The organism is Actinomycetota bacterium (assembly GCA_016700055.1).
GTDB lineage: Bacteria > Actinomycetota > Acidimicrobiia > Acidimicrobiales > Ilumatobacteraceae > Kalu-18.
In genome coordinates this window covers 1,258,339-1,280,029 of the sequence record CP064997.1, presented here as the reverse complement: position 1 = coordinate 1,280,029, position 21,691 = coordinate 1,258,339, and the positions used below count along the sequence as shown (strand labels likewise).

Genomic DNA, 21,691 nt, shown 5'->3' with positions numbered 1-21,691 from the left:
GTCAGGTGAAGGTCAGGCGTAGGTCAAGTCTCGTCGGCAGATTGATTGCCGATTCCTCTCCTCGGAAGCGGATCGTCCGCGGCTGGCCGTTGCTCAGGCGGCGGCGCGGGCCGCTTCGATCTTGGCCGTCGTCAGTCGGGAGCGACCGAACACGAACAGCGCGAGGTGGATGAGCGCGTTGACGATCCACGTCGCTCGCAGAGCCGTGTCACGACTGGCGAAGGAGTCGACGACGAGCACCACCAGACCGCCGATGGCCGCTCCGACGGGCATCATCCCCCAGGCGAAGAACCGGTACACGCTGTTCACCCGTCCGAGCAGGTGCGCGGGGATGATCGTCTGGCGCAGGCTGACCGTGATCACGTTCCACAGGATCCCGAGCAAGGCCTCGATCGTGAAGAGGACGAAGACCACCGGCCACAGCGACGTGAACGCGATCGCCCCGGCCACTGCCGCGCAGCCGAGCAGGGTGATCGCGAGGCAGGTGCCGCTGCCGAAGCGTCGGGACAGCTCCGAGGCGACGGCGCCACCGACGATGCCGCCGAGGGCTCCGCCCATCCCGATCACCGTGAAGAGCAGCGGGCCGACGTCGAGCACCTCTTGGGCGAACAGCACGAACGTCGCGAAGCTGACCATGTTGGCGGCGTTCATCAGACCGAGGATGATCGCCATCGGGCGGAGCAGCTCGTGGCCCCACAGCCAGCGCACGCCCTCGGCGAGCTCGTGCCTCCACGATTGGGGCTCGTGGCCCTCCGGGCGCTCGGCCCGGAACGAGCCGGGAATCGACGCCACGAGCGCGGCCGCGGCGAAGAACGAAGCGGCATCGACGAAGAACGGCAGCGCGAAGGCGGCGGCGATGAGCAGCGAACCGAGGGGCGGACCGAGGAACGTGTTCGCGACCCCTTCCGCACTCCACATCCGCCCGTTCGCCCGCTCGAGCTGGTCGGGTGCGACGATCGCCGGCATGATCGTCTGGGCCGAGTTGTCGCGCAGCACCTCGGCCATGCCGAGCAGGAGCGTTGCGAGGAGCACCACCACGTAGAGGCCGCTTTCCGTGCCGACTACGTCTTCGACCTCGCCGGGGCCGGGGAGCCCGGACTGCTTGCTGAGCACCGACACCGCGACTACCGCGGTGAGCGCGCAGCGGCAGAGGTCCATCGCCACCATCGCCCGCCGCCGGTCGACGCGGTCGGTGATCACCCCCGCGGGGAGCGTGAAGACGAGCCAGGGCAGCCGCTGGGCAACCATCACGAGTGAGATCAGTACGGGGTTGCGGGTTATCGCCGAGGCCAGCCACGGGTAGGCGACCGTGGCGACGCCGTCACCGAGGTTGGTGATCACGCTGGCCCCGAACAGCCTGCGAAAGCGACTGCCGAGCCCCGAGCGGGCCTCCGAATCGACCGACATCGCCGCGCACGGTACCGGGCGACGGTGTGGCCGACAGGGTTGGGTTTGCCGGCCGTAGGCTTCCGCGCATGTCTGACTTCGAGCGCCCGGTACCCGACCTGGCCAAGCTGGTCAACGCGTGGGAGGAGTTCGAGCGCGGCGACGAGACCCCCGGCAAGGTGCTCGCCAACCTGAAGACCGCTGGCCTCGCCGACGTGTTGCGTGAGCTGGTCGCCACGGGTTGGGCGCCGCAGGGCTGACCGTGTTGCCGGAGGCGTCGGTGGCCGGCGGTGGACGTCGTCCCGGAGGCAACCAGCCGATCCCGCGCCCCCATGCCTGGCGCCCCGGCGGGCCGGCGCCGTGGGCCGGACTCGTCGGTGCCGGGGAGCTCTCCGTAGATGCCGTCGTCGCGCGGGTCGCAACGGCGAGCGCCACCGCGGGCGCCGCGGTCGCCCCGCTCCCCGACGTCCGTCGGACGGCGGTGCTGGTCGCGCTCCGCCAGGGCTCGGCCGGAGCCGAGGTACTGCTCACCCGCCGGGCACTACACCTGCGCAGTCACCGCGGTGAGATCAGCTTCCCCGGCGGACGCCTGGAGCCCGGCGAGAGCCCCACCGATGCCGCGCTGCGCGAGGCCGACGAAGAGGTGGCCCTCGACCAGGACGCGGTGCAGGTGGCCGGCGAGCTCGGGCACCTGTCCACCATGGTCACCCGCAGCCACATCGTGCCCGTCGTCGGCCGCGTCGCCGGCGCGCCCGAGCTGCGGGCGAATCCCGACGAGGTCGAGCGTGTGCTGTGGGTGCCACTGGCCGAGCTGGCGGGCGAGGACACGTACACCGAGGAGTGGTGGGGCACCCCACCCCTCGACCGGCCGATGTTCTTCTTCCACCTCGACGACGAGACGGTGTGGGGGGCGACTGCCCGCGTGCTGCACGAGCTGCTCTCGGTCGCGTTCGGCGTACTGGGGCCGCCGCCGCCGTCGTGGTGAGCGTCGTGGTGAGCGTCGTGGTGAGCTAGGCCAGGTCGCGCAGCATCTGCCATGCCGCGGCGACGTGGCGCTCCCCGGTGGTGCGACCGCCGATCGAAAAGCGCAGCACCGACCGGCCGTCGAGCGTGGTGCGCGTGAAGAGGGCTCGCCCGGTGGCGTTCGCCGCGTCGACCAGCGCATCCGTACGCGCGTCGCCGTCGGCGTCGTCGGTGCCACGCAGTCGGATGCAGAGCAGGTTGAGCGGGTGCGGGGCGACGATCTCGAAGCGGTCGTCGGCGCCGACCCACTCGGCGAGTCGTCCGGTGAGCGCCACGTGGCGGCGCAGCATGTCCTGGCTGGTGGCGACACCGTCCGTGCTGATGGTGAACCACAGCTTGAGGGCCCGGAATCGGCGCCCGAGCGGGATCTGCCAGTCGCGGTAGTCGATCGCGTTCCCGCTCTCGGCAGCCGCGGAGCGCAAGTACTCGGGCAAGATGCTGAGCGCGCCGAGCAGCGCGCCGCGGTCGGCCGTCCAGTAGAGGTCGCAGTCGAAGTTGACCCCCATCCACTTGTGGGGGTTCGTGCAGTAGCTGTCGGCGGCGTCGAGGCCGTCGTTCACCCAACGGTGTTCGGGGGCGAGCGCCGCGATGCCGCTCATCGCGGCGTCGACGTGGAGCCACATGCCTTCGGCGCGGGCCACCTCGGCGACCGCGGGCGTGGGGTCGAACGCCATCGAGCTGGTCGTGCCGCGCGTGGCACAAACGAAGAACGGCGTCAGGCCCGCCGCGCGGTCGGCCGCGACCATCTCGGCGAGAGCGTCGACGCGCATCGCGAACTGCTCGTCGTGGGGCACCACACGGATGTGGTCGGTGCCGATGCCGGCGATGCGAAGTCCCTTCTCCACACTGGAGTGCGCCTGGCTCGACGCGTAAGCGACGAGCGGGGCGATTGCGTCTCCCCCGCAGCGGTTCACCTCACCGCTCGTGGCTCGCCACCGGGCGGACAAGATCGCGGTCAGCGTCGCCTCGCTGGCCGACCCCTGGATCACGCCTCCCCCCGTCGGGCTCGTCGAGTGGAAGCGTTCGGGGAGCCCGAGCAGCTCGACCATCCAGTCGAGCATCAACGTCTCCACCTCGGTGCACGCCGGCGACGTGACCCAGCTCATGCCCTGCACGCCGAGCCCTGCCGAGAGCAGCTCGCCGAGGATGGAGGGGTACGAGGAGTTGCCCGGGAAGTACGCGAAGAAGCTCGGGTGCTGCCAGTGGGTGAGCCCGGGAATGATCACCTGGCGCACGTCGGCGAGCACCGTCTCGAACAGCTCGGGCGCCGCCGGCGGGTGCTCGGGGAGCTGCGCCCTGACGTCGCCCGGCTGCAGGGGCGCGGAGACGGGCAGTCGCTCGACCGTCTCCAAGTAGTCGGCGACGAGGTCGACGACCTCGCGCCCGTAGCGCCGGAACTCCTCCGCGGTCATCCCGGTCGGGGCGTCGCCACCACCTTCGTCCATCGGGAGCAGGTTACGACCCGACGCTCGAACCGCCGCCGGTACTGTCTGACGATGGCGCTCCCGCCGGAGATCGATCCAGAGCGGTTCGCCGTCCACGCCAGCGCGACACGCGGCTTCCGGCAGGCCTACGTTCGTCAGGGCGAGGGCGGCGTGCCGCTCTTGTGCGTGCATGGATGGCCGGAGACCAAGCGCATCTACTGGTTGGTGATCGCGCAGCTCGCGAGCGCGGGGTTCGAGGTGATCGTGCCCGACCTGCGCGGGTTCGGTGACAGCGACGTCGCTCCCGACGGGTTCCACGACGTGGCGAGCCACGCCCACGACCTCTACGCGCTCGCGCACGACGTGCTCGGCCACGAGCGTGTCGTGCTGGCCGGCGGCGACCTCGGTGGCCCGGTGATCCAGGACCTCGCGCTGCGCCATCCGTCGTTCGTCGACCGGATGGTGCTGTTCAACAGCCCGCTGCCGTACGACAAGGAGCGCATGGCCGGCATCGCCGGCACCAGGCCGGCGCGCGAGGCGAGCGACTACTTCATGCGCCAGGGGCTCGACCCCGACGCGCTGGCCGCCGAGCTGGCCACACCCGAACAGCGGCGCCGCTACATCGCGACGTTCTACACCAGCAGGTTCTGGGCCCATCCGGGCACGTTCCTCGGCACCGACGCACCAGGGGCTCTCGGCGGCAACGCCGTGGTCGACTTCCACACCGAGCCGTTCGCCGATGCCGCGAAGCTGCGCGCCTCGTTCGGCGCGTACGAGAGCACGTTCGATCCCGCCCGCAGCCTGGAGCCGGCCCTCCTCGGGCGCAACGAGCACACGCCGGCGCTGATCCTCTACGGGCCGAGCGATCACGTGATCTACCCGGCCTTCGACGAGATGGCGGCGGTGGTCTTCCCCCGCCACGTCGGGCCGTTCCGTCTGCGCGACTGCGGCCACTTCGTGCCGTGGGAGGCACCGCAGGCCTTCGTCAGCGCGACCGTCTCCTTCTGCAGCGACCTGCTCGCCCGCTCTCGCGACGGCTGAGCTGTCGCTCTAGCGGGCGTTCGCGGCGCGGCCGCGGGCGCGCACGGAGGCCACGATCCGCCAGCCGATGCCGGCCATCGCCGCGACCACCAAGCCGAACAGCACTAGCTGCAGGCTGCCGCCACGGTCGCCGGCGTGGGTCGGCTCGCGCCCGCACCCCGGCTTCGGGGCGGCGCTGATGCATTCCGACAGGTCGCGCTCGGTGTCCAAGAAGTCGTTGGTCACGATCGGGGCGACGGTGTCGATCGTCGCCACCGCCTCGGCCGCATCCTGCCCCGAGGAGGTCCACTCGGACGACGTCGCCCCCGCCGGATGCACGATGGCGGCCAGGGTGACCAGCGCGCCGAGGGCCGTCACGGTGGACAACCGCGCGCGGCTCGGGCCAGCTCTCATCGACCAAAGCGTCGCACCCGGGGCCCGGCCCGGCCAGTCGGGGGCACCCGGTGCCGGCGCGGTCGGCGTCGCTACCATCGGGGCGGTGACTGCCGCTCCGGGTGCCGACGCCTCGTCGGGCACCTTCGACACCGTCCTCGTCGTCGACTTCGGCGCCCAGTACGCGCAGCTCATCGCCCGCCGGGTACGTGAGCTGAACGTGTACTCCGAGATCGTCCCGCACACCATCACCGTTGCTGAGGTGGCGGCCCGGTCCCCCGCCGCGATCATCTTGTCCGGCGGCCCGAAGAGCGTGCACGTGGACGGCGCGCCGCTGCTCGACCCCGCGATCTACGCGGCCGGTGTGCCGATCCTTGGCATCTGCTACGGCGCGCAGCTGGTCGCCGAGCAGCTCGGCGGCGAGGTGGGTCGGGGGATGCGCGGTGAGTACGGGCGGGCCACGCTGGAGCGCATCGACGGCGGCTCGTCGTCGTTGATGACCGCCGACCTGCCCGAGCACCAGCCGGTGTGGATGAGCCACTTCGACGCGATCACCGTGGCCCCGCCCGGGTTCCGTGCCACGGCGTCCACCCCCGATGCTCCGGTGGCGGTGCTGGAGAGCGACGACCGCCGCATCTGGGGCGTGCAGTACCACCCCGAGGTCGTCCACTCCCCGTACGGGATGCAGGTGCTGCGCCGCTTCCTGCACGACCTCGCCGGTTGCCGGCCGGCGTGGACGATGGACTCGATCATCGACACCCAGGTCCGGGCGATCAGGGACCAGGTCGGCTCCGCGCGGGCGATCTGCGGGCTGTCGGGCGGCGTCGACTCGAGCGTCGCCGCGGCGCTGGTGCACCGCGCGATCGGCCACCAGCTCACCTGCGTGTACGTCGACACCGGGCTGATGCGCAAGGGCGAGAGCGAGCAGGTGGTGGAGACGTTCCGGCGTCACATGGGCATCGAGCTGATCCACGTCGACGCCGGGGATAGGTTCTTCGAGCGCCTGGCCGGGGTGATCGACCCGGAGGAGAAGCGCAAGACGATCGGCGAGCTGTTCGTGCGCGTGTTCGAGCAGCACACCGGGGGAGTGACCGACGCGGAGTACCTCGTGCAGGGCACCCTTTACCCCGACGTCATCGAGTCCGGCGGCAGCGACGGCACCGCCGCCGTGATCAAGAGCCACCACAACGTCGGCGGTCTGCCCGAGGACATGGCGCTCTCCCTCGTCGAACCGCTGCGCGCCCTGTTCAAGGACGAGGTCCGCCGCCTCGGCCACGAGCTCGGCCTGCCCGACGAGATCGTCTGGCGTCAGCCGTTCCCCGGACCCGGGTTGGGGGTGCGGATCATCGGCGAGGTGACCCCAGACAAGGTGGCCCTCCTGCAGGAGGCCGACGCGATCGTGCGCGAAGAGGTGAAGGCTGCCGGACTGGAGCGTGAAATCTGGCAGGCCTTCGCAGTGCTGCCCGACATCCGCTCCGTCGGCGTGATGGGCGACGAGCGCACGTACGCCCACCCGGTGATCATCCGGGCGGTGACGAGCGACGACGCGATGACCGCCGACTGGGCCCGGCTCCCCTACGAGTTGCTGGAGCGCATGGCCAGCCGGATCATCAACGAGGTCAGCGGCATCAACCGGGTGGCCTACGACGTCACGTCGAAGCCGCCCGGCACGATCGAGTGGGAGTGAGCAGCTCGTCTCGGTCGGGAGATGTGACATCTGCCGCCCCGCGTTCGCAACATGTTCGTAATGGTCGATAGAGTGCGGGGCACCATGTCGCGGCGACGGATACGTTTCATCGGCCTGCTTCTGGCCGCCTCGATGGCGGGCATCGTGGTCGGTGTCACACCTGGCCAGGTAGCGGCGACGAGCGTCGACGAGGCCCAGCAGCGCCTCGACGACGTCATCGCCCAGCTCGACCAGCTGGAGGAGGACGTCGACCTCTACACCGAGAAATACGTCGTCGCCGTCGACGAGAAGAACCAGCTCGACGTCGAGGTGGCCGAGGCCCAGGCCCGCATCGCGGAGAAAGAGGCCGCTCTCGCCGCGTTGGAGAGCGAGCTCAGCGCGATGGCCGTCGAGGCCTTCGTGTCCGGCGGCACCGGCGGCAGCATCACTGGGTTGCTGACACCGGGCAGCGGACCCACCGACGCGGTCAAGAAGCAGCACCTGACCGAGCTGGCGATGAGCGCCGGCGGCGACGACACCGACGAGCTCGACGCGCTCATCGACGATCTCGCCGAAGAGCGCGAGGCGCTCGAAGAGATGCTGCAGAGCGCGACAGAGCGCACCGCCGAGCTCGAGCAGCACTTGGCCGAAGCGGAGGCGAGCAAAGCGGAGCTCACCGCGGCCAGGGCCGAGGCCCAGGCCGAGTTCGGCGAGGCCTTGGACCGTGAGCAAGAGCGCCGCGAGCAAGAAAGGCTCGCTGCCGCGCAACAGATCCTGGCGCAACAAGCCGCCAACGCGCAGTCTTCCTCGCCCCCACGTGCAGGCGGCTCGTCGAGCGCGTCGGGAGACTCCGATTCGGGGTCGTCGAACGACAGCAGCGACAGCGGTGGCAGCAGCGACGACGGTGGCAGCAGTGACAGCGGTGGCAGCAGCGACGACGGTGGCAGCAGCGACAGCGGTGGCAGCGTGCCCCAACCCTCCTCGCGCGTCGGCACAGTCATCCAAGCCGCGCAGAACCAGCTCGGCGTCCCCTATCGGTATGCAGCCGAGTCGCCAGGTGTGGCGTTCGACTGCTCCGGGCTCACCAAGTACGCCTGGGGCCGCGCCGGCGTCTACCTGCCGCACCAGTCCCGCTCGCAGTACGCCTCGACGGCCCACGTGTCACAGGGCGCCGCCCAGCCAGGGGACCTGATCTTCTACTACAGCCCGATCAGCCACGTCGGCATCTACCTGGGCGGCGGTCAGCTGATCCATGCGCCGGCCACCGGTGACGTGGTGAAGATCTCCTCGGTGAGCTGGGGCAAGGTCACCGGCGTCGGCCGTCCCGGCTAGCCGCGGCTACGGTCGCCGGCCGTGCAGGTGACCCAAGGCATCGACGTCGAACGGGTCAGCTCGTGGCTCGCCGACAACGTCGCCGGGGCGGTCGCTCCGTTCGACTTCGAGCTGCTCGCCGGAGGACGCTCCAACCTGACGTTCACGGTGACCGACGCGCAGGGTGTGCGCCGCGTGCTGCGCCGGCCGCCGCTCGGGCGGGTGCTCGCCACCGCCCACGACATGGCGCGTGAGCACCGGATCATCTCCGCCGTAGGTACCACCAAGGTGCCCGTGGCGCCCGCGCTCGGCCTGTGCGAGGACACCGGGGTGAACGGGGCGCCGTTCTACGTGATGGGCTTCGTCGAGGGTGAGGTGCTCGACTCGGCCGACAAGGCGGCGCTGCTTCCCCCCGCCCTGCGTCCCGGCGCGTCCCACCACCTGATCGACGTGCTCGCCGAGCTGCACGACGTCGACGTCGACGCCGTCGGCCTCGGCGACCTCGCCCGCCGCGAGGGCTACATCGAGCGCCAGCTGAAGCGCTGGCGCACGCAGTGGGAGCAGTCGAAGACCCGCGAGTTGTCGGCGGTCGACGAGGTGGCCGGACGGCTCGCGGCGAACATCCCCGAACAGCGCGGCGTGGCGATCGTGCACGGCGACTACCGCTTCGGCAACTGCCTCACGGACGTCTCGACGGGCCGTATCGCCGCCGTGCTCGACTGGGAGCTGTGCACGCTCGGCGACCCCCTCGCCGACGTCGGCTACCTCGGCGTGTACTGGAGCGATGCCCTCGCCGGCAGCGCCGTGCGCACCAACGACCCCACTCCGGCAGGTGGGTTCCCGAAGTACGCCGACCTGGTCGCCAGGTATGCCGAGCGCACCGGCCGCGACGTGTCCGGCGTCGACTACTACGTCGCGTTCTCGTGCTGGCGACTCGCGGTCATCTCCGAAGGCGTCTACGCCCGCTACCTTCACGGCGCAATGGGGGACCAGAGCCTCGACCTCGCGCCGATGAAGGCCGGCACCGAGAACCTGGCCGAGTTGGCGCTGCACGCCGTTCAGCGCCTGGGTGCCTGAAGGGACCGGGGATGGGCGAAGACGGACTTGCCGGCTGGGAGCGCGGGTCGTTCACCGCGGCGGGGATCACCCACGACACGTACCGGCGCGGCACCGGCCCCGGCGTCGTCGTCGTGCACGAGATCCCCGGCATCACCCCCGCGGTGACCCGCTTCGCGAACGAGGTCGTCGACGCCGGGTTCACGGTGGTGATGCCGAGCCTCGTCGGCACCCCTGGCAAAGAGGTGAGCCCCGCCTACCTGGGGGCCTCCTCGGCGAAGGTGTGCATCGCCCGGGAGTTCACCACCTGGGCGCTCGGCATGACCTCGCCGGTGATCGCGTGGCTGCGCGCGCTCGGGCGCTCGCTGCACCTCGACGTCGGCGGGCCCGGCATCGGCGCCGTCGGGATGTGCTTCAGCGGGGGATTCGCGCTGGGGATGATGGTCGACGACCACCTCCTCGCCCCGGTGCTCAGCCAGCCTTCGCTGCCCTTCGCGCTGACCCGCCGGCGCGGCGCCGACCTGAACCTGTCGCCCGACGACCGCGCGGCCGTGCGACGCCGAGCGGAGTCCGGTTGTGAGGTGCTCGGGTTGCGCTTCGACGAGGATCGCCTCGTCGGCACCCGCTTCGACTCGCTGCGTGAGCTGCTCGGTGACGCGTTCGTCACCATCGAGCTGCCCTCCGGCCAGCGATCGGACCACTCGGTGCTGACCGAGCAGCGCGACGACGCGAGCGTGGGTCAGGTGCTCGACTTCCTCCGCCGCAAGCTGCTCCAGGTTTGAGCCGTCACCACCTGACCGGCATCGAGTGCACGCCGGCGATGAAGTTGGAGCGCATCCGTTCCGGCTCGCCTGCTGGGGCGAGTCGTGGCATCCGGGTGAGCACCTCGCGCAGCATGGCGGCGATCTCGAAGCGGGCGACGTGCATCCCGAGACAGAGGTGGGGGCCACCGCCGCCGAACGCGAGGTGCGGGTTCGGGTCTCGGCTCACGTCGAAGCGGTCGGGGTCGACGAACACGTCGGCGTCGCGGTTCGCGGCACCGTAGAGCATCACCAGCTTGTCTCCCGCGGCCAGGTCACGGCCGCGCACGGCGGTGTCGTGCAGCAGCGTGCGGCGCATGTAGATCACCGGGCTCGTGTAGCGCAGCATCTCCTCGACCGCCGTCGGCAGCACGCCGTCTACGTCGGCCTGCAGCTTGGCGAGCTGCTCTGGATGGTCGAAGAGGAGCTGCATCCCCGCGGCGAGCAGGTTGCGGGTGGTGTCGCCGCCCGCGTTGACGAGCAGCAGGAAGAACCAGGCGAACTCCTCGTCGGTCAGCCCGTGTTCGCCGCTGGCGTCGTCCATGGTGGCGTGCACGAGGGTGCTGGCGATGTCGTCGGAGGGGTTGGCCCTCTTCGCCGCGGCGACGGTGCCGGCGTAGGTCAACATCTCGACCAGCGCCTCCATCCTGCGCTCCAGCACCGCGGGATCGGTGGTGTGCATCAGCTCGGTCAGCTCGTACAGCCGCTCGCCGTCCTCACGGGGGATGCCCATCATCTCGGCGATCAGCCCGCTCGGCAGGCGGCCCGCGATGTCGGTGACGAAGTCGGCCTCGCCGCGCTCGATCACGTCGTCGACCACCTCGCGCGCGAGCTCGGCGATGCGCGGGGCGAGTTGTTGCGCGTTGCGCGGGGTGAAGCCACGGCTGACGAGATGCCGGAAGCGGTCGTGCTGGGGCGGGTCCATGTTCAGCATCATGAGCCGCGCCGCGCCGAGGGACATCTCGTCGGAGTCCTCCATCATCACCCCGCCCGCGTGTGAGGAGAAGGTGCGCGGTTGGCGGCTGACCGTGCGCACGTCGTCGTAGCGGCTCAGCACGAAGAAGCCCTTCGCGCGCTCGGTGTCCGGGTGCCGCCAGACCGGCGCCTCGTCGCGCAGCCACCGGTACACATCCCACGGATGGCCGTGCGCGTACGTCGCCGGATCGGTGAGGTCGATCAGCATCGGAGGTGTCGCCATCGGGCGATTGTGCTCGGTCGCACGGCCTTCAGGAGAAGCGGGTGACGAGGCCACGCTCGCGGAAGATGCGCATCATCCACACCGTGAACGCGATGCCGGCGGCGAGGAAGACGAACGATCCGAGCACTCCGGACACGATCTCGGACCAGGGCAGTGGCTGGCCGGCGAGAACCTCACGCAGCGCGCTGAAGGCATGCGTGCTGGGCAGCACCCGCGCGAGCGGCTGGAGCGGCCCGGGCAGCGCCTCGACCGGGTTGAACACACCGGACAGCGCCATCAGGATGAAGTTGCTGCCCCACACGAGGATCTCCGCACCCTGACCGAAGCGCAGCACCACGCCGATGTTCGCGATGCCCACCCCCCACCCGACGACGGTGAGGATGAACGCGATCGGGATGATCGACCAGCCGATCTCGTCCAGACCGAAGCCGAACGACACGAAGGCGGTCACCGACAGCGTCGTCAGGGCGAGCACCACCTTGGCCAGCCCGAACGTCGCGGTGCCGACCACGTACTCGATCTCGGTCACCGGGGTGGTGAGCACGTTCAGCAGGTTGCGGCTCCACGTCTCTTCCATGAAACCGGTGGCGACGGCGATCTGGCTCTGGAACAGGATGTGGAACATCAAGATGCCCGCGATCAAGTACGGGGCGCCGGCCTGAGATGTGTCGCTCTGCTGGGCGACGAACGTACCGAGGCTGCCCCACAAGATGACGTCCATCAGGGGCCAGAACGCGATGTCGAACCAACGATGCGGGGCGCGCCACAGCACATAGGCATGGCGCCTGACGACGACGCGGACGCGGTGCAGGTTCATCGCCGGCTCACCTCCCGTGCTCCGCGGCCAGCGACAAGAACACCTGCTCCAGGTCGTCGTAGCCGTAACGGCTGGCGACGGCGGCGGGCGTGTCGTCGGCGACGACGTTGCCCCTCGCGAGGAACACCACTCGCTCGGTCAGCATCTCGACCTCGCGCATGTCGTGGCTGGTCACGAGCAGAGCCGCGCCGGTGGTGGCGCAGACGTCGAGCAGGCCGAGGCGCACCTTCAGCGCGATGTCGGGGTCGAGCGAGGCCGTCGGCTCGTCGAGCACGAGCAACGCCGGGCGGTGCAGTGTCGCCTTCACGATGCCGACGAGGGTCCGCTGGCCGCTCGAGAGCTCCGAGCACAGGCGCTTCTCGAGGTGGGTGATCTCGAAGTGCTCGAGAGCGCTCGCGACCGCTCGGCGTTCGTCGCGCAGGCCGTACCAGCCGGCGAACACACGCAGTGCCTCGCCAACCTTCAGCCGCTCGGGCAGCGGTAGGTAGCCGGCCGCGAAGCCCACCTGCTCCATCGCCGCGGAGCGCCCCCGCGGCAGGCGGTGGCCGGCGATCGTGATCGTGCCGGAGTCGGGGGTCACCGCGCCGAGGAGCATCAGCAAGGTGGTCGTCTTGCCGGCACCGTTCGGCCCGAGCAGGCCGACGCGCTCGCCGGGCGCGACGACGACGTCGATGCCCTGCACGGCATCGATGCCCTTGAAGCTCTTCCGCAGGCCACGGGCTTCGAGCACAGGGCCGCGTCGGTCGAGATGGACTGGCCCCCTCATGGTCGCCAGCTTTCCACCTCTGCCGTTCGGCGCAGGTTCGATTATCCGAACGGCGCGTCGACGCGCAGCTCGTACCGCTCGTCGTGCCACGTCTCGAGGGCGCGCAGGGGGTCGCCCCTGCCGGCGAGGACGTGCCGAGCGAGCAGGCCCTTGGCCGCCTTCGCACCGTGGCCCACCGCTCGCCTGCCGCCGCGCTCGACGAAGGCCACCGTCACGTAGTGGCCGAAGCGGCTCGGCGCGGGAGTCCAGGCGGCGCCGTGCTCGGCGGGGAGCAGGTCGATCACCGTCCGACCGGTGAGCCACTCGTTGAGGGTGGCCGACAGTTGCGGTCGCCACCAGGTGGACAGCTTGCCGAGCGGCGGGAGGGACGCGGACATCTTCAACCGGTAGTCGGGCGTCGGATCGTCGAGCCGTACGGCTCCGAGCAGGCCGGACACCACCACGATCGACGCCGCGGCGCGACGCCGAGCCGCGGGGGTGAGGGTGTCGAGGTCGAGGTGCCTCCAGACGACGCCGGTGTAGCGCCCGCAGGCGGGTAGGGCGGGCGCGCCGAGGAGGGAGACGTTCGCCGACTGAGCCCGCAACAGGTGCGCGCCGGAGACGCCGAGCAGCCGCTCGTCGCCTCCGCCGCAACGAGCGAGGGCATCGACCACTTGTGCGCGCCACGGCCCGAGCGCGACGCCGAACTCGCCGTCGCCGGGGTCCCAGATGCTCTCGCCGCCGGGCGCCTTGCCCTCCGACGGCGGCAGCAGCAGGGCGAGCGGGGCGGCCACGGCGCGATTCAAGCGCGTGGCTCCGAGCGTCACCGCATCGCCGTCGCCGCGTCACCCGGGAGGGCGTGGACGGCCTTGAACGGACTACGTTGGCGAGCCGGGAACGCCGCACGAGGAGAGCACGATGAGGGTGCAGATCGACGCCGAGAAGTGCCAGGGTCACAACCGCTGCTACGCGCTCGCCCCGGAGCTGTTCGACGTCGACGACTTCGGCATCGCGCTGGTCCGCGGTGACGGTGTGGTGCCCGCCGACCTCGCCGACAGGGCTCGCCTGGCGGTCGCCAACTGCCCCGAGTACGCCGTCACCGTCGTCGAGGACTGAGCTCTCGCGCGCATGACCGACGACCCCCGGCCGCCGAACGTCACCGCGGAGGGCCAGTGGTGGGCCGACCAGCTCCAGGCCTGGGCGATCCCCGACGAGATCCTGGAGCAGGCGCCGGCGTCGCCGTGGTGCCACGACCCGGCGACGTTCGCGGTCGACGACACGTTGTCGCGAGACACCGACCAGGCGCGTCTCGCGCGCGAGCTGCTGCCTGCGGTCGGGGGTTCCGTGCTCGACGTCGGGTGCGGCGGCGGCCGGTCGTCGCTGGTGCTGGCCCCCCCGGCAGACCGCCTCGTCGGCTTCGACGAGAACCCGGCGATGCTGGCGGCCTTCGCGACCGCATGCGACGGGGTCCCCGTCGCTCACGCCGAGGTCGCCGGACGCTGGCCCGACGACGCCGACCGAGCACCCGTGGCCGACGTCGTCGTCTGCCACCACGTGCTGTTCAACGTGCCCGACATCGAGCCTTTCGTCGAGGCGCTCACCGACCACGCTCGTCTCGGCGTGGTCGTGGTCATCCCCGAGCGCCATCCGCTGGCCGCGTGGAGCCACGCGTGGAAGCACTTCTGGGGTGTCGAGCGCCCCGCCGGACCGACCGCGGACGACGCGGTGGCCGTGCTGCGCGCGCTCGGCCACGACCCCGACGTCCACGTCGCCGCCCGCCCCAGCCTGTCGCGCCACGCCGACGACGCGGCGACGCTCGTGCGCTCGGCGCGCCAGCGGCTGTGCCTGCACCCCGATCGCGACGCCGAGATCGAGGCGTACCTGGCCGATCATCCGCCGCAGTTCATGCGCGAGGTCGTGGTGCTGCGCTGGCCCGGCACCGCGTAAGGGTCACACCGCGTTCTTACGTCGTCGCGCCAGACTCGGCGCCGTGGCGAACCGGGTTCTCCTGGCCGACGACGACCGTTCGGTGCGCGAGTCGCTACAGCGCGCCCTCGCCCTAGAGGGCTACGACGTCACGGTCGCCGCCGACGGCGGGCAGGCGATCGAGGCCACCCGCAGCGCGCAGCCGGAAGTGATCGTGCTCGACGTGATGATGCCCGTGCTCGACGGGCTGACGGTGTGCAAGGTGCTACGAGCAGAAGGGGTGAAGACGCCGGTGCTGATGCTGACCGCGCGCACCGAGACCAAGGATCGTGTGGCCGGCCTCGATGCCGGCGCCGACGACTACCTGCCCAAGCCGTTCGCGCTGGAGGAGTTGCTCGCGCGGCTCCGGGCGCTGCTGCGCCGGACGCAGGTCGACGGCGCGGCCGCCTCGGCGGTGCTGCGCGTCGCCGACCTGCGCCTCGACCCGGCGGCTCGCCGCGTCTGGCGCGGCGAGCTCGAGGTCGAGCTGTCGAAGACCGAGTTCGATCTGCTCGAGCTGCTGATCCGCAACGCGGGGATCGTCCTTGGTCACTCCACCATCTACGACCGGATCTGGGGGTACGACTTCGGGCCGGATTCGAAGAACCTCGCGGTCTACATCGGGTATCTGCGCCGCAAGATCGACCTCGACGGCCTCGTGCCGCTGATCCACACGGTGCGCGGCGTCGGCTACACCGTTCGCGGGAGCTGAGCCGATGAGTCTGCGATGGAAGGTGGCGCTGGCTCTCGCACTGGTGAGCGCGGTGGCGACCGCGCTGGTCGGCGGGCTCTCGTTGCGGGCCACTCATAGCCGGTTGATGGAAGAGATCGACGAGTCGCTGTGGTCAGCCGCCGACGTGCTGATCCTGAGCCCCCGCGAGCGGCCTCGCGCCCGCGATACGGGGCCGCTCGTCATCGTTCCGGAGCGGGTCTTCGGCGTCGACCAATACGTCGTGCAGGTGCTCGACACCGGCGGGGAAGTGCTCGATGCGTCACAGGGCGTGGCGCTGCCGGTCGGGGAGGTGCAGCGCTCGCTGGCCGAGCTGGAGGCAGGCCGGGCGATCGCCACGTCGAAGGACGCCGTCGACGGCACCCGTTACCGAGTCGTCACCGTCGGCACCGAAGGCGGCGCCGTCCAGGTGGGGCGCTACCTGACCGAGACCGACCGCGTCCTCGCTTCGCTGCGGGCGCGGACCTGGTGGCTGGTCGGGGTCGTCGCGCTCGCCAGCGCCCTCGCCGGCTGGTTGCTGGCGCACGGCGTCACCAAACGCATCAGACGACTCACCGACGTCGCGGAGCAAGTGGCGGCGACCGGCGACCTCGACGTCGACACGCCGGTGTCGGGCGACGACGAGGCAGGTCGGCTCGGGCGAGCCTTCGACCGCATGCTCGACTCGCTCGCCGCGTCGCGCCAGCAGCAGCAACGCCTCGTGGAGGATGCCGGCCACGAGCTGCGCACGCCGCTCACCAGCCTGCGCACCAACCTCGACGTGCTGCGCCGGCATCCCGACCTCGCCCCCGAGATCAGGTCGCAGGTGCTCGCCGACCTCGACCGCGACGCGGGAGAGCTCGTCGCGCTCGTGGAGGAGGTGGTCGCCGTCGCCGTGGACCGCCGTGACGACGAAGCCGCCACCAGCCAGGCGCTCGGTCCCCTCGCCGAGGCCGTCGCCGACCGTGCGCGAAGGCGAACGGGCCGGGTGATCTCGGTCAGCGCCGACGAGTCGTGTGCCGTCGTGCGGCCGGCGGCAATAGAGCGCGCGATCTCCAACCTGATCGACAACGCGGCGAAGTTCGACGCGTCCGATGCAGCGATCGAGCTCGACGTGGTCGACGGTCGGATCACAGTTCGTGACCGGGGACCCGGCATCGCCGCCGGCGACCTCGACCACGTCTTCGAGCGGTTCCATCGCGCTACGGACGCACGCACCCTGCCCGGGTCGGGCCTCGGCCTCGCGATCGTGGCCGAGGTGGCCGCGGCCCACGGCGGCGAGGTGTTCGCCCGCAATCGCGACGGCGGCGGCGCCGAAGTGGGCTTCACCGTGGCCGTCGACGGCTTCTCACCAAGCTCTCACGCCCCTCCGACGGGGCGCTGACCTGCAACCCGCAACCTGAGTACTGCCGGAGCCCACCAGCGGGACCGGACGCCAACAACGAAGGAGACAGCCAACATGAAGAGCAAACGCATGGCGACCATCGGACTCGGTGTCGGCCTCGCCGTCGGTGCCGGAGCGGGACTGGTCATGACGGTGCCCGGCGGAGCCGGAGCCACTGTCCTGCCCGAGTGGGTGTCCCAGGACGACGGCACGACCACCGACGACACGACCACCGACGACACGACCACCGACGACACGACCGACGACACGACCGACGACACGACCACCGAGAGACACCGCGGTGGCCACGGCCGTCACGGCCGGTTCATGCGTGGCCTGTCGACCGCGGCCGAGACGATCGGCATCACCGAAGAGGAGCTGGCCACCGCGTTGCGCGACGGCCAGACCATCGCCGAGGTGGCCGAGGCGAACTCGGTCGATCCCCAGACGGTGATCGACGCCCTCGTCGCCGAAGCCGAGACCCGGATCACCACGATGGTCAACGAGGGCGTGTTCCCCCACCGCGACTCCTCCGCTGACTCGACCGAAGACACGACCGCGGACACGACCCCCTGACCCAAACCGCAGCTTGCGCGCCAATGTGTCAACGAACCTGCGCTCAGGGTCGTTTGGTTGACACATTGGCGCGATAGCTGCGGTTCGGGGAGAGGGTTACAGGGGGTTCGTAGACTGGCGGGGTCATGAGCACCCCGCCGCCGCTCGACGGCTTGAACCCCGACCAGCTCGACGCCGTCGTCCATCACATGGGACCGCTGCTCGTCGTCGCCGGTGCCGGATCCGGCAAGACCCGGGTCCTCACCCATCGCATCGCCCACCTGATCGGCGAGCACGGGGTGCACCCGATGCACATCCTCGCGATCACCTTCACCAACAAGGCTGCCGACGAGATGCGCCACCGGGTGAGCGCCCTCGTCGGGCCGGTGGCGAAGAAGATGTGGGTCTCCACCTTCCACGCCGCCTGCGTGCGCATCCTGCGCGCCCACGCCGACCGGCTCGGCTACCCGAAGACGTTCAGCATCTACGACCAGGCCGACGCCCAGCGCCTGACCGGCTACGTGATCCGCGACCTGGCCCTCGACCCCAAGCGGTTCACCCCACGCGGCGTCCACGCGGTGATCTCGATGTGGAAGAACGAGCTCGTCGGCCCCGACGACGCCGCGCAGCGCGCCGGGAGCATCTTCGACCGCAAGCACGCCGACATATACCGCGAGTACCAGGCCCGGCTGGTGCGTGCCGGAGCGATGGACTTCGACGACCTGTTGATGAACACCGTGCTGCTGCTGCGACGCGAGCACGACGTGCTCGCCGAGTACCAGGAGCGGTTCGAGCACATCCTCATCGACGAGTACCAGGACACGAACCTGGCCCAGAACGAGATCGTGTTGCTGCTCGGCGCGCAGCACCACAACGTGTGCGTCGTCGGTGACACCGATCAATCGATCTACCGCTTCCGCGGCGCCGACTTCCGCAACATCATGCAGTTCGAAGATGCTTTCCCGGACGTGACCACGGTGGTGCTCGACCAGAACTACCGCAGCACGCAGACCATCCTCGACGCCGCCAACGCGGTGATCGCGCAGAACCTCGGGCGCAAGCCGAAGGAGCTGTGGACCGACGCCGGACACGGCGAGCGGATCGTTCGCTACCACGCCGAGGACGAGGGCGACGAGGCCACGTTCGTCGGCCGCACGCTGATGTCACTGCACGCCGAGGGCCGGAACTGGCGGGAGACCGCGGTCTTCTACCGCACCAACGCCCAGAGCCGGGTGGTGGAAGAGGCGCTGATGCGCTTCGGCATCCCCTACAAGGTGGTCGGCGGCACCCGCTTCTACGACCGGCGTGAGGTAAAGGACGCCCTCGCCTACCTGCGCGCCGTCGTCAACCCGGCCGACGAGGTCAGCGTCAAGCGGGTGCTGAACGTCCCGAAGCGGGGTGTCGGCGAAACCAGCATCGCCAAGCTCGACGCACTGGCCACGGCAGAAGGGATCCCCTTCGTCGACGCCCTGCGCAGGGTGGACGAAGCGGGGATCACCGGCCCGGCGTCGCGAGGCGTCGAGTCGTTCGTCCGCCTGCTCGACTCGCTCAGCGCGCAGATCGGCACTGCCGGTCCCGGTGACCTGCTGCAGGCCGCGCTCGACGAGTCCGGCTACCTCGGCGAGCTCGAGGCCGAGCACTCCGTCGAGTCCGCCGGCCGGCTGGAGAACCTCGGCGAGCTGGTCGGTTCCGCACGTGAGTTCACCCAGATCGAAGAGTTCTTGCAGCAGGTGTCCCTCGTCGCCGACACCGACGACATCGACGACGACGACCAGGTGGTGCTGATGACGCTGCACTCGGCGAAGGGGCTCGAGTTCCCCGTCGTGTTCCTCGTCGGGATGGAAGAGGGCGTGTTCCCCCACATCCGTGCGCTCACCGAGCCCGACGAGCTCGAGGAGGAACGCCGGCTCGCATACGTCGGCATCACCCGCGCCCGCGAGCGCCTCTTCGTCACGCACGCGTGGAGCCGGAACCTGTTCGGATCCACGCAGTACAACCCACCCTCACGGTTCTTGGACGAGATCCCCGACGAGCTCGTCGAGCAAGTGGGCGGTGCCGGTGGTCGATCGGCTCGCCGGCTCTCCCAGCGCGCCGCCCACGACGGCTGGGGGGAGACGCCCGCGTACCGGCGCCGCGGACGTCACGGTGCCGACGACGACGCAGCCCGTGAAGCACACCGCGAACGCGTCGTCGACGCCGCGATCACGGCCGGGCGCAGGCCCTCGGTCACCCAGCCGACGAACAGCCAGCAGCTCGGGCTGCGCGTCGGCGACGACGTCGAGCACCCTGCCTTCGGCGAGGGCGTGGTGATCGAGATCCGTGGGGTCGACGACAAGGCCGAGGCCACGATCCGCTTCCGTGACGCCGGCACGAAGCACCTCGCGATGGCATGGGCTCCACTCACCAAGCTCTAGATTCGCCGCCATGAAGGCAGCACTGCTGGTGGAGAGCTTCACCGGCCACACCTGGAAGGCAGCCGAGCTGATTGGCCACAACCTGGCCGCCGACGGCTGGACGATCACGGGCCTGTCCCGCGTGAAGGAACCCGATCACGCGTCCATCCAGGCGGCCGACATCGTGCTCGTCGGCACGTGGGTGCACGGGGCCTTCGTGGTCGGTCAGTCGCCGTGGGCACTCGGGGCGATCGCCGGGCTACCGGCGATGAGCGGCAAGCAGGCGGCGGTCTTCTGCACGTTCGCGATCAACCCGGGCAAGACCCTCGACAAGATGACGGCTGCGCTCGCCGCGACCGGCGCCGACGTCGTCGGCGGCCTCGCGCTGCATCGCGCGAAGCTCGACGAGCACGCCGAGCAGTTCGCGCTGCGCCTGCTCGGCGCCGTCCCCGCCCGCTGACCGGCGACCAGGCTCAGGACGGGTCGCCGACGCGCCCGAGGAACAGCACGGTGCCGGTCGGTACGTCGCGCAGCAGGTACACGAACGGACGGTCGATCTCGAGCTCCACAGGATCGCTCGGTGCGGCGGTGGCCTCCATGCCGACCGCGGTAGCCGCCGCGGCCTCGGTGCCGGCCTCGTCGACGGTGATGTTCGCCTGGTGGACGACGAAGCCGATGAAGAGCTGTTCCTCGGCGGTCATCGCGCTGAAGTCGGCGGCGTTCGGGTCGAACGCGCTGGGCATGCCGAGCGCGGCGAGCAGCGATGTGAGCTCGGCCTTGGTCTCGATGTCGAACTTGGGCATCCCGAGGTTCACCTGGCGGCGCCCGAGCGAAGCGGCGATCTCGTCCAGAAGCCCGGAGCCGAGGCCCTGCTCCACCTCGCCGAGCGCTCCGGCGTCGGGGACGACGAGCAGCATCGCGAGCGAGCCGCCGACGTAGGGGATCTCCACCGCCTGCCAGCGCGAACCAATGGCGTGGGCGAACGAGCGCGAGGCGTGCATCATCGGCACCTGCACGGTCGCACCCGACACGGTGGTGAACGCACCTGTGACGGTGGCGTCCTCGACGAAGGGCTGCAACCACGGAGCCTTCAGGTAGACGGCGTTCACCAGCGTCAGCCGTGAGTCCGCGCTGACCGTGCCCTGCGCGAGGAGCTCGGGGATCCGGCCCTCGGTCTCGTCGTTCACCCAGGTGTTGATCGAGGCGCGCGCAGCCTCTGGATCGCCGACGTAGTCGACGAGGCGCAGCCCGGCGCCGTACTGCGCGGCGAGCAGGTCCAAGAAGGCCTCGGCCCATGCCAGGCCGTCCTGCCCCCAGAGCGAGTTGGCGATCGCGAGCCGAACGTCGGCGTCTCCGTCACCTGTGGGGAACGACCCACTGCGTTCCTCGAGGGCGGCGGTGAGCGAGTTCATCGCCGGGTGGATCGCCACTTCGGCCGGGCCGGCCTGGTCGGTGTGCAGGACGGCGTCCATCTCGTTCGCCGTGGCGCCGGCGGCACCGGCGCGCGCCATGGCAAGGGCGATCAGGATGCTGGCCGGCGAGAACACCAGGTTCGTCGTGTCGGCGGCGATCCGCTGGTACAGATCGGCGGCGAACGCGTTGACCGCACGCGCCGCGCCCGCCGCAGCCGCAGGGTCACCGGCCTCGCGCGGCACCCCCGAGCGGGCCTCACCGAAGCCAACGGCGGTGGCCGCCGTGGTAGACGTCGCGGTGTCGTCGGGGCCGGCGTCGGTGCCGTCGGTGTCGCTGGCGTCGTCGCCGCCGCACGCCTGCAACAGCGACAGGACCGCCGGCGTGGAGAGCAGGGCGATGAAGGTGCGCCGGTCGAAATTGGCCATTCGGTCGG

22 protein-coding genes are annotated in these 21,691 nt (G+C 70.6%); 14 read left to right on the top strand and 8 right to left on the bottom strand.

Annotation, left to right across the window (positions count from 1 at the left end; all coding sequences use genetic code 11):
• Positions 1–93 precede the first annotated feature (93 nt).
• The gene (locus IPM43_06115; GenBank protein ID QQS25931.1) at positions 94–1,407 is read right to left on the bottom strand and encodes an MFS transporter; all 1,314 of its coding nucleotides are present in this window, start codon (positions 1,405–1,407) and stop codon (positions 94–96) included.
• A gap of 68 nt (positions 1,408–1,475) precedes the next feature.
• Between IPM43_06115 and IPM43_06110 the strand changes: the two genes are divergently transcribed.
• Positions 1,476–1,646, top strand: a complete 171-nt coding sequence (locus IPM43_06110) for a hypothetical protein (GenBank protein ID QQS25930.1) — start codon at positions 1,476–1,478, stop codon at positions 1,644–1,646.
• Positions 1,647–1,705: 59 nt separating this feature from the next.
• Entirely contained in the window at positions 1,706–2,371 is a 666-nt protein-coding gene (locus IPM43_06105; protein ID QQS26353.1) for a CoA pyrophosphatase, read from the top strand.
• A 25-nt stretch (positions 2,372–2,396) separates the two neighbouring features.
• On the opposite strand, the gene IPM43_06100 is transcribed toward IPM43_06105, so the two are convergent.
• Positions 2,397–3,821, bottom strand: a complete 1,425-nt coding sequence (locus IPM43_06100) for an aspartate aminotransferase family protein (GenBank protein ID QQS26352.1) — start codon at positions 3,819–3,821, stop codon at positions 2,397–2,399.
• An 84-nt stretch (positions 3,822–3,905) separates the two neighbouring features.
• On the opposite strand from IPM43_06100, the gene IPM43_06095 reads away from it, so the two are divergent.
• Positions 3,906–4,874, top strand: a complete 969-nt coding sequence (locus IPM43_06095; GenBank protein QQS25929.1) for an alpha/beta hydrolase — start codon at positions 3,906–3,908, stop codon at positions 4,872–4,874.
• A 9-nt stretch (positions 4,875–4,883) separates the two neighbouring features.
• Here IPM43_06095 and IPM43_06090 read toward each other — a convergent pair whose 3' ends face one another.
• A complete protein-coding gene (locus IPM43_06090; GenBank protein QQS26511.1) occupies positions 4,884–5,267 on the bottom strand; it encodes a hypothetical protein in 384 nt (127 codons plus the stop codon).
• On the opposite strand from IPM43_06090, the gene guaA reads away from it, so the two are divergent.
• From guaA to IPM43_06070, 4 genes are all read left to right on the top strand, one after another.
• On the top strand, positions 5,194–6,933 hold the full coding sequence (gene guaA / locus IPM43_06085) for a glutamine-hydrolyzing GMP synthase (protein ID QQS25928.1): 1,740 nt from the start codon (positions 5,194–5,196) through the stop codon (positions 6,931–6,933). The genes IPM43_06090 and guaA overlap by 74 nt on opposite strands.
• A gap of 84 nt (positions 6,934–7,017) precedes the next feature.
• A complete protein-coding gene (locus tag IPM43_06080; GenBank protein ID QQS25927.1) occupies positions 7,018–8,244 on the top strand; it encodes a C40 family peptidase in 1,227 nt (408 codons plus the stop codon).
• 27 nt (positions 8,245–8,271) lie between these two features.
• The gene (locus IPM43_06075) at positions 8,272–9,300 is read left to right on the top strand and encodes a phosphotransferase family protein (GenBank protein ID QQS26351.1); all 1,029 of its coding nucleotides are present in this window, start codon (positions 8,272–8,274) and stop codon (positions 9,298–9,300) included.
• A gap of 11 nt (positions 9,301–9,311) precedes the next feature.
• On the top strand, positions 9,312–10,061 hold the full coding sequence (locus IPM43_06070) for a dienelactone hydrolase family protein (protein QQS25926.1): 750 nt from the start codon (positions 9,312–9,314) through the stop codon (positions 10,059–10,061).
• Positions 10,062–10,065: 4 nt separating this feature from the next.
• Here IPM43_06070 and IPM43_06065 read toward each other — a convergent pair whose 3' ends face one another.
• Genes IPM43_06065 through yaaA form a run of 4 tightly spaced genes read right to left on the bottom strand, consistent with a single transcriptional unit; the run spans position 10,066 to position 13,633 of the window.
• Positions 10,066–11,256, bottom strand: a complete 1,191-nt coding sequence (locus IPM43_06065; GenBank protein ID QQS26350.1) for a cytochrome P450 — start codon at positions 11,254–11,256, stop codon at positions 10,066–10,068.
• Positions 11,257–11,305: 49 nt separating this feature from the next.
• A complete protein-coding gene (locus tag IPM43_06060; protein ID QQS25925.1) occupies positions 11,306–12,094 on the bottom strand; it encodes an ABC transporter permease in 789 nt (262 codons plus the stop codon).
• Positions 12,095–12,101: 7 nt separating this feature from the next.
• On the bottom strand, positions 12,102–12,860 hold the full coding sequence (locus IPM43_06055) for an ABC transporter ATP-binding protein (GenBank protein QQS25924.1): 759 nt from the start codon (positions 12,858–12,860) through the stop codon (positions 12,102–12,104).
• Between the two features lie 41 nt (positions 12,861–12,901).
• Complete coding sequence (gene yaaA, locus IPM43_06050; protein QQS25923.1) at positions 12,902–13,633, bottom strand: peroxide stress protein YaaA; 732 nt, start codon at positions 13,631–13,633, stop codon at positions 12,902–12,904.
• A 124-nt stretch (positions 13,634–13,757) separates the two neighbouring features.
• Between yaaA and IPM43_06045 the strand changes: the two genes are divergently transcribed.
• The 7 genes from IPM43_06045 to IPM43_06015 all read left to right on the top strand — a co-directional run bounded on the left by IPM43_06045 (position 13,758) and on the right by IPM43_06015 (position 20,305).
• Positions 13,758–13,955 carry a ferredoxin gene (locus tag IPM43_06045; protein QQS25922.1) on the top strand — a complete coding sequence of 66 codons (198 nt, stop codon included), beginning with the start codon at positions 13,758–13,760 and terminating at the stop codon, positions 13,953–13,955.
• Positions 13,956–13,967: 12 nt separating this feature from the next.
• Positions 13,968–14,786 carry a methyltransferase domain-containing protein gene (locus IPM43_06040; GenBank protein QQS25921.1) on the top strand — a complete coding sequence of 273 codons (819 nt, stop codon included), beginning with the start codon at positions 13,968–13,970 and terminating at the stop codon, positions 14,784–14,786.
• A 43-nt stretch (positions 14,787–14,829) separates the two neighbouring features.
• A complete protein-coding gene (locus IPM43_06035) occupies positions 14,830–15,516 on the top strand; it encodes a response regulator transcription factor (GenBank protein ID QQS25920.1) in 687 nt (228 codons plus the stop codon).
• Between the two features lie 4 nt (positions 15,517–15,520).
• A complete protein-coding gene (locus tag IPM43_06030; protein ID QQS25919.1) occupies positions 15,521–16,897 on the top strand; it encodes a HAMP domain-containing histidine kinase in 1,377 nt (458 codons plus the stop codon).
• Between the two features lie 75 nt (positions 16,898–16,972).
• Positions 16,973–17,473 carry a hypothetical protein gene (locus IPM43_06025; GenBank protein ID QQS25918.1) on the top strand — a complete coding sequence of 167 codons (501 nt, stop codon included), beginning with the start codon at positions 16,973–16,975 and terminating at the stop codon, positions 17,471–17,473.
• A 125-nt stretch (positions 17,474–17,598) separates the two neighbouring features.
• A complete protein-coding gene (pcrA, locus tag IPM43_06020) occupies positions 17,599–19,866 on the top strand; it encodes a DNA helicase PcrA (GenBank protein QQS25917.1) in 2,268 nt (755 codons plus the stop codon).
• A 10-nt stretch (positions 19,867–19,876) separates the two neighbouring features.
• Positions 19,877–20,305, top strand: coding sequence for a flavodoxin family protein (locus IPM43_06015; protein ID QQS25916.1), 429 nt, complete (start codon positions 19,877–19,879; stop codon positions 20,303–20,305).
• A 13-nt stretch (positions 20,306–20,318) separates the two neighbouring features.
• On the opposite strand, the gene IPM43_06010 is transcribed toward IPM43_06015, so the two are convergent.
• Entirely contained in the window at positions 20,319–21,683 is a 1,365-nt protein-coding gene (locus IPM43_06010) for a serpin family protein (protein QQS25915.1), read from the bottom strand.
• Between the last annotated feature and the right edge of the window lie 8 nt (positions 21,684–21,691).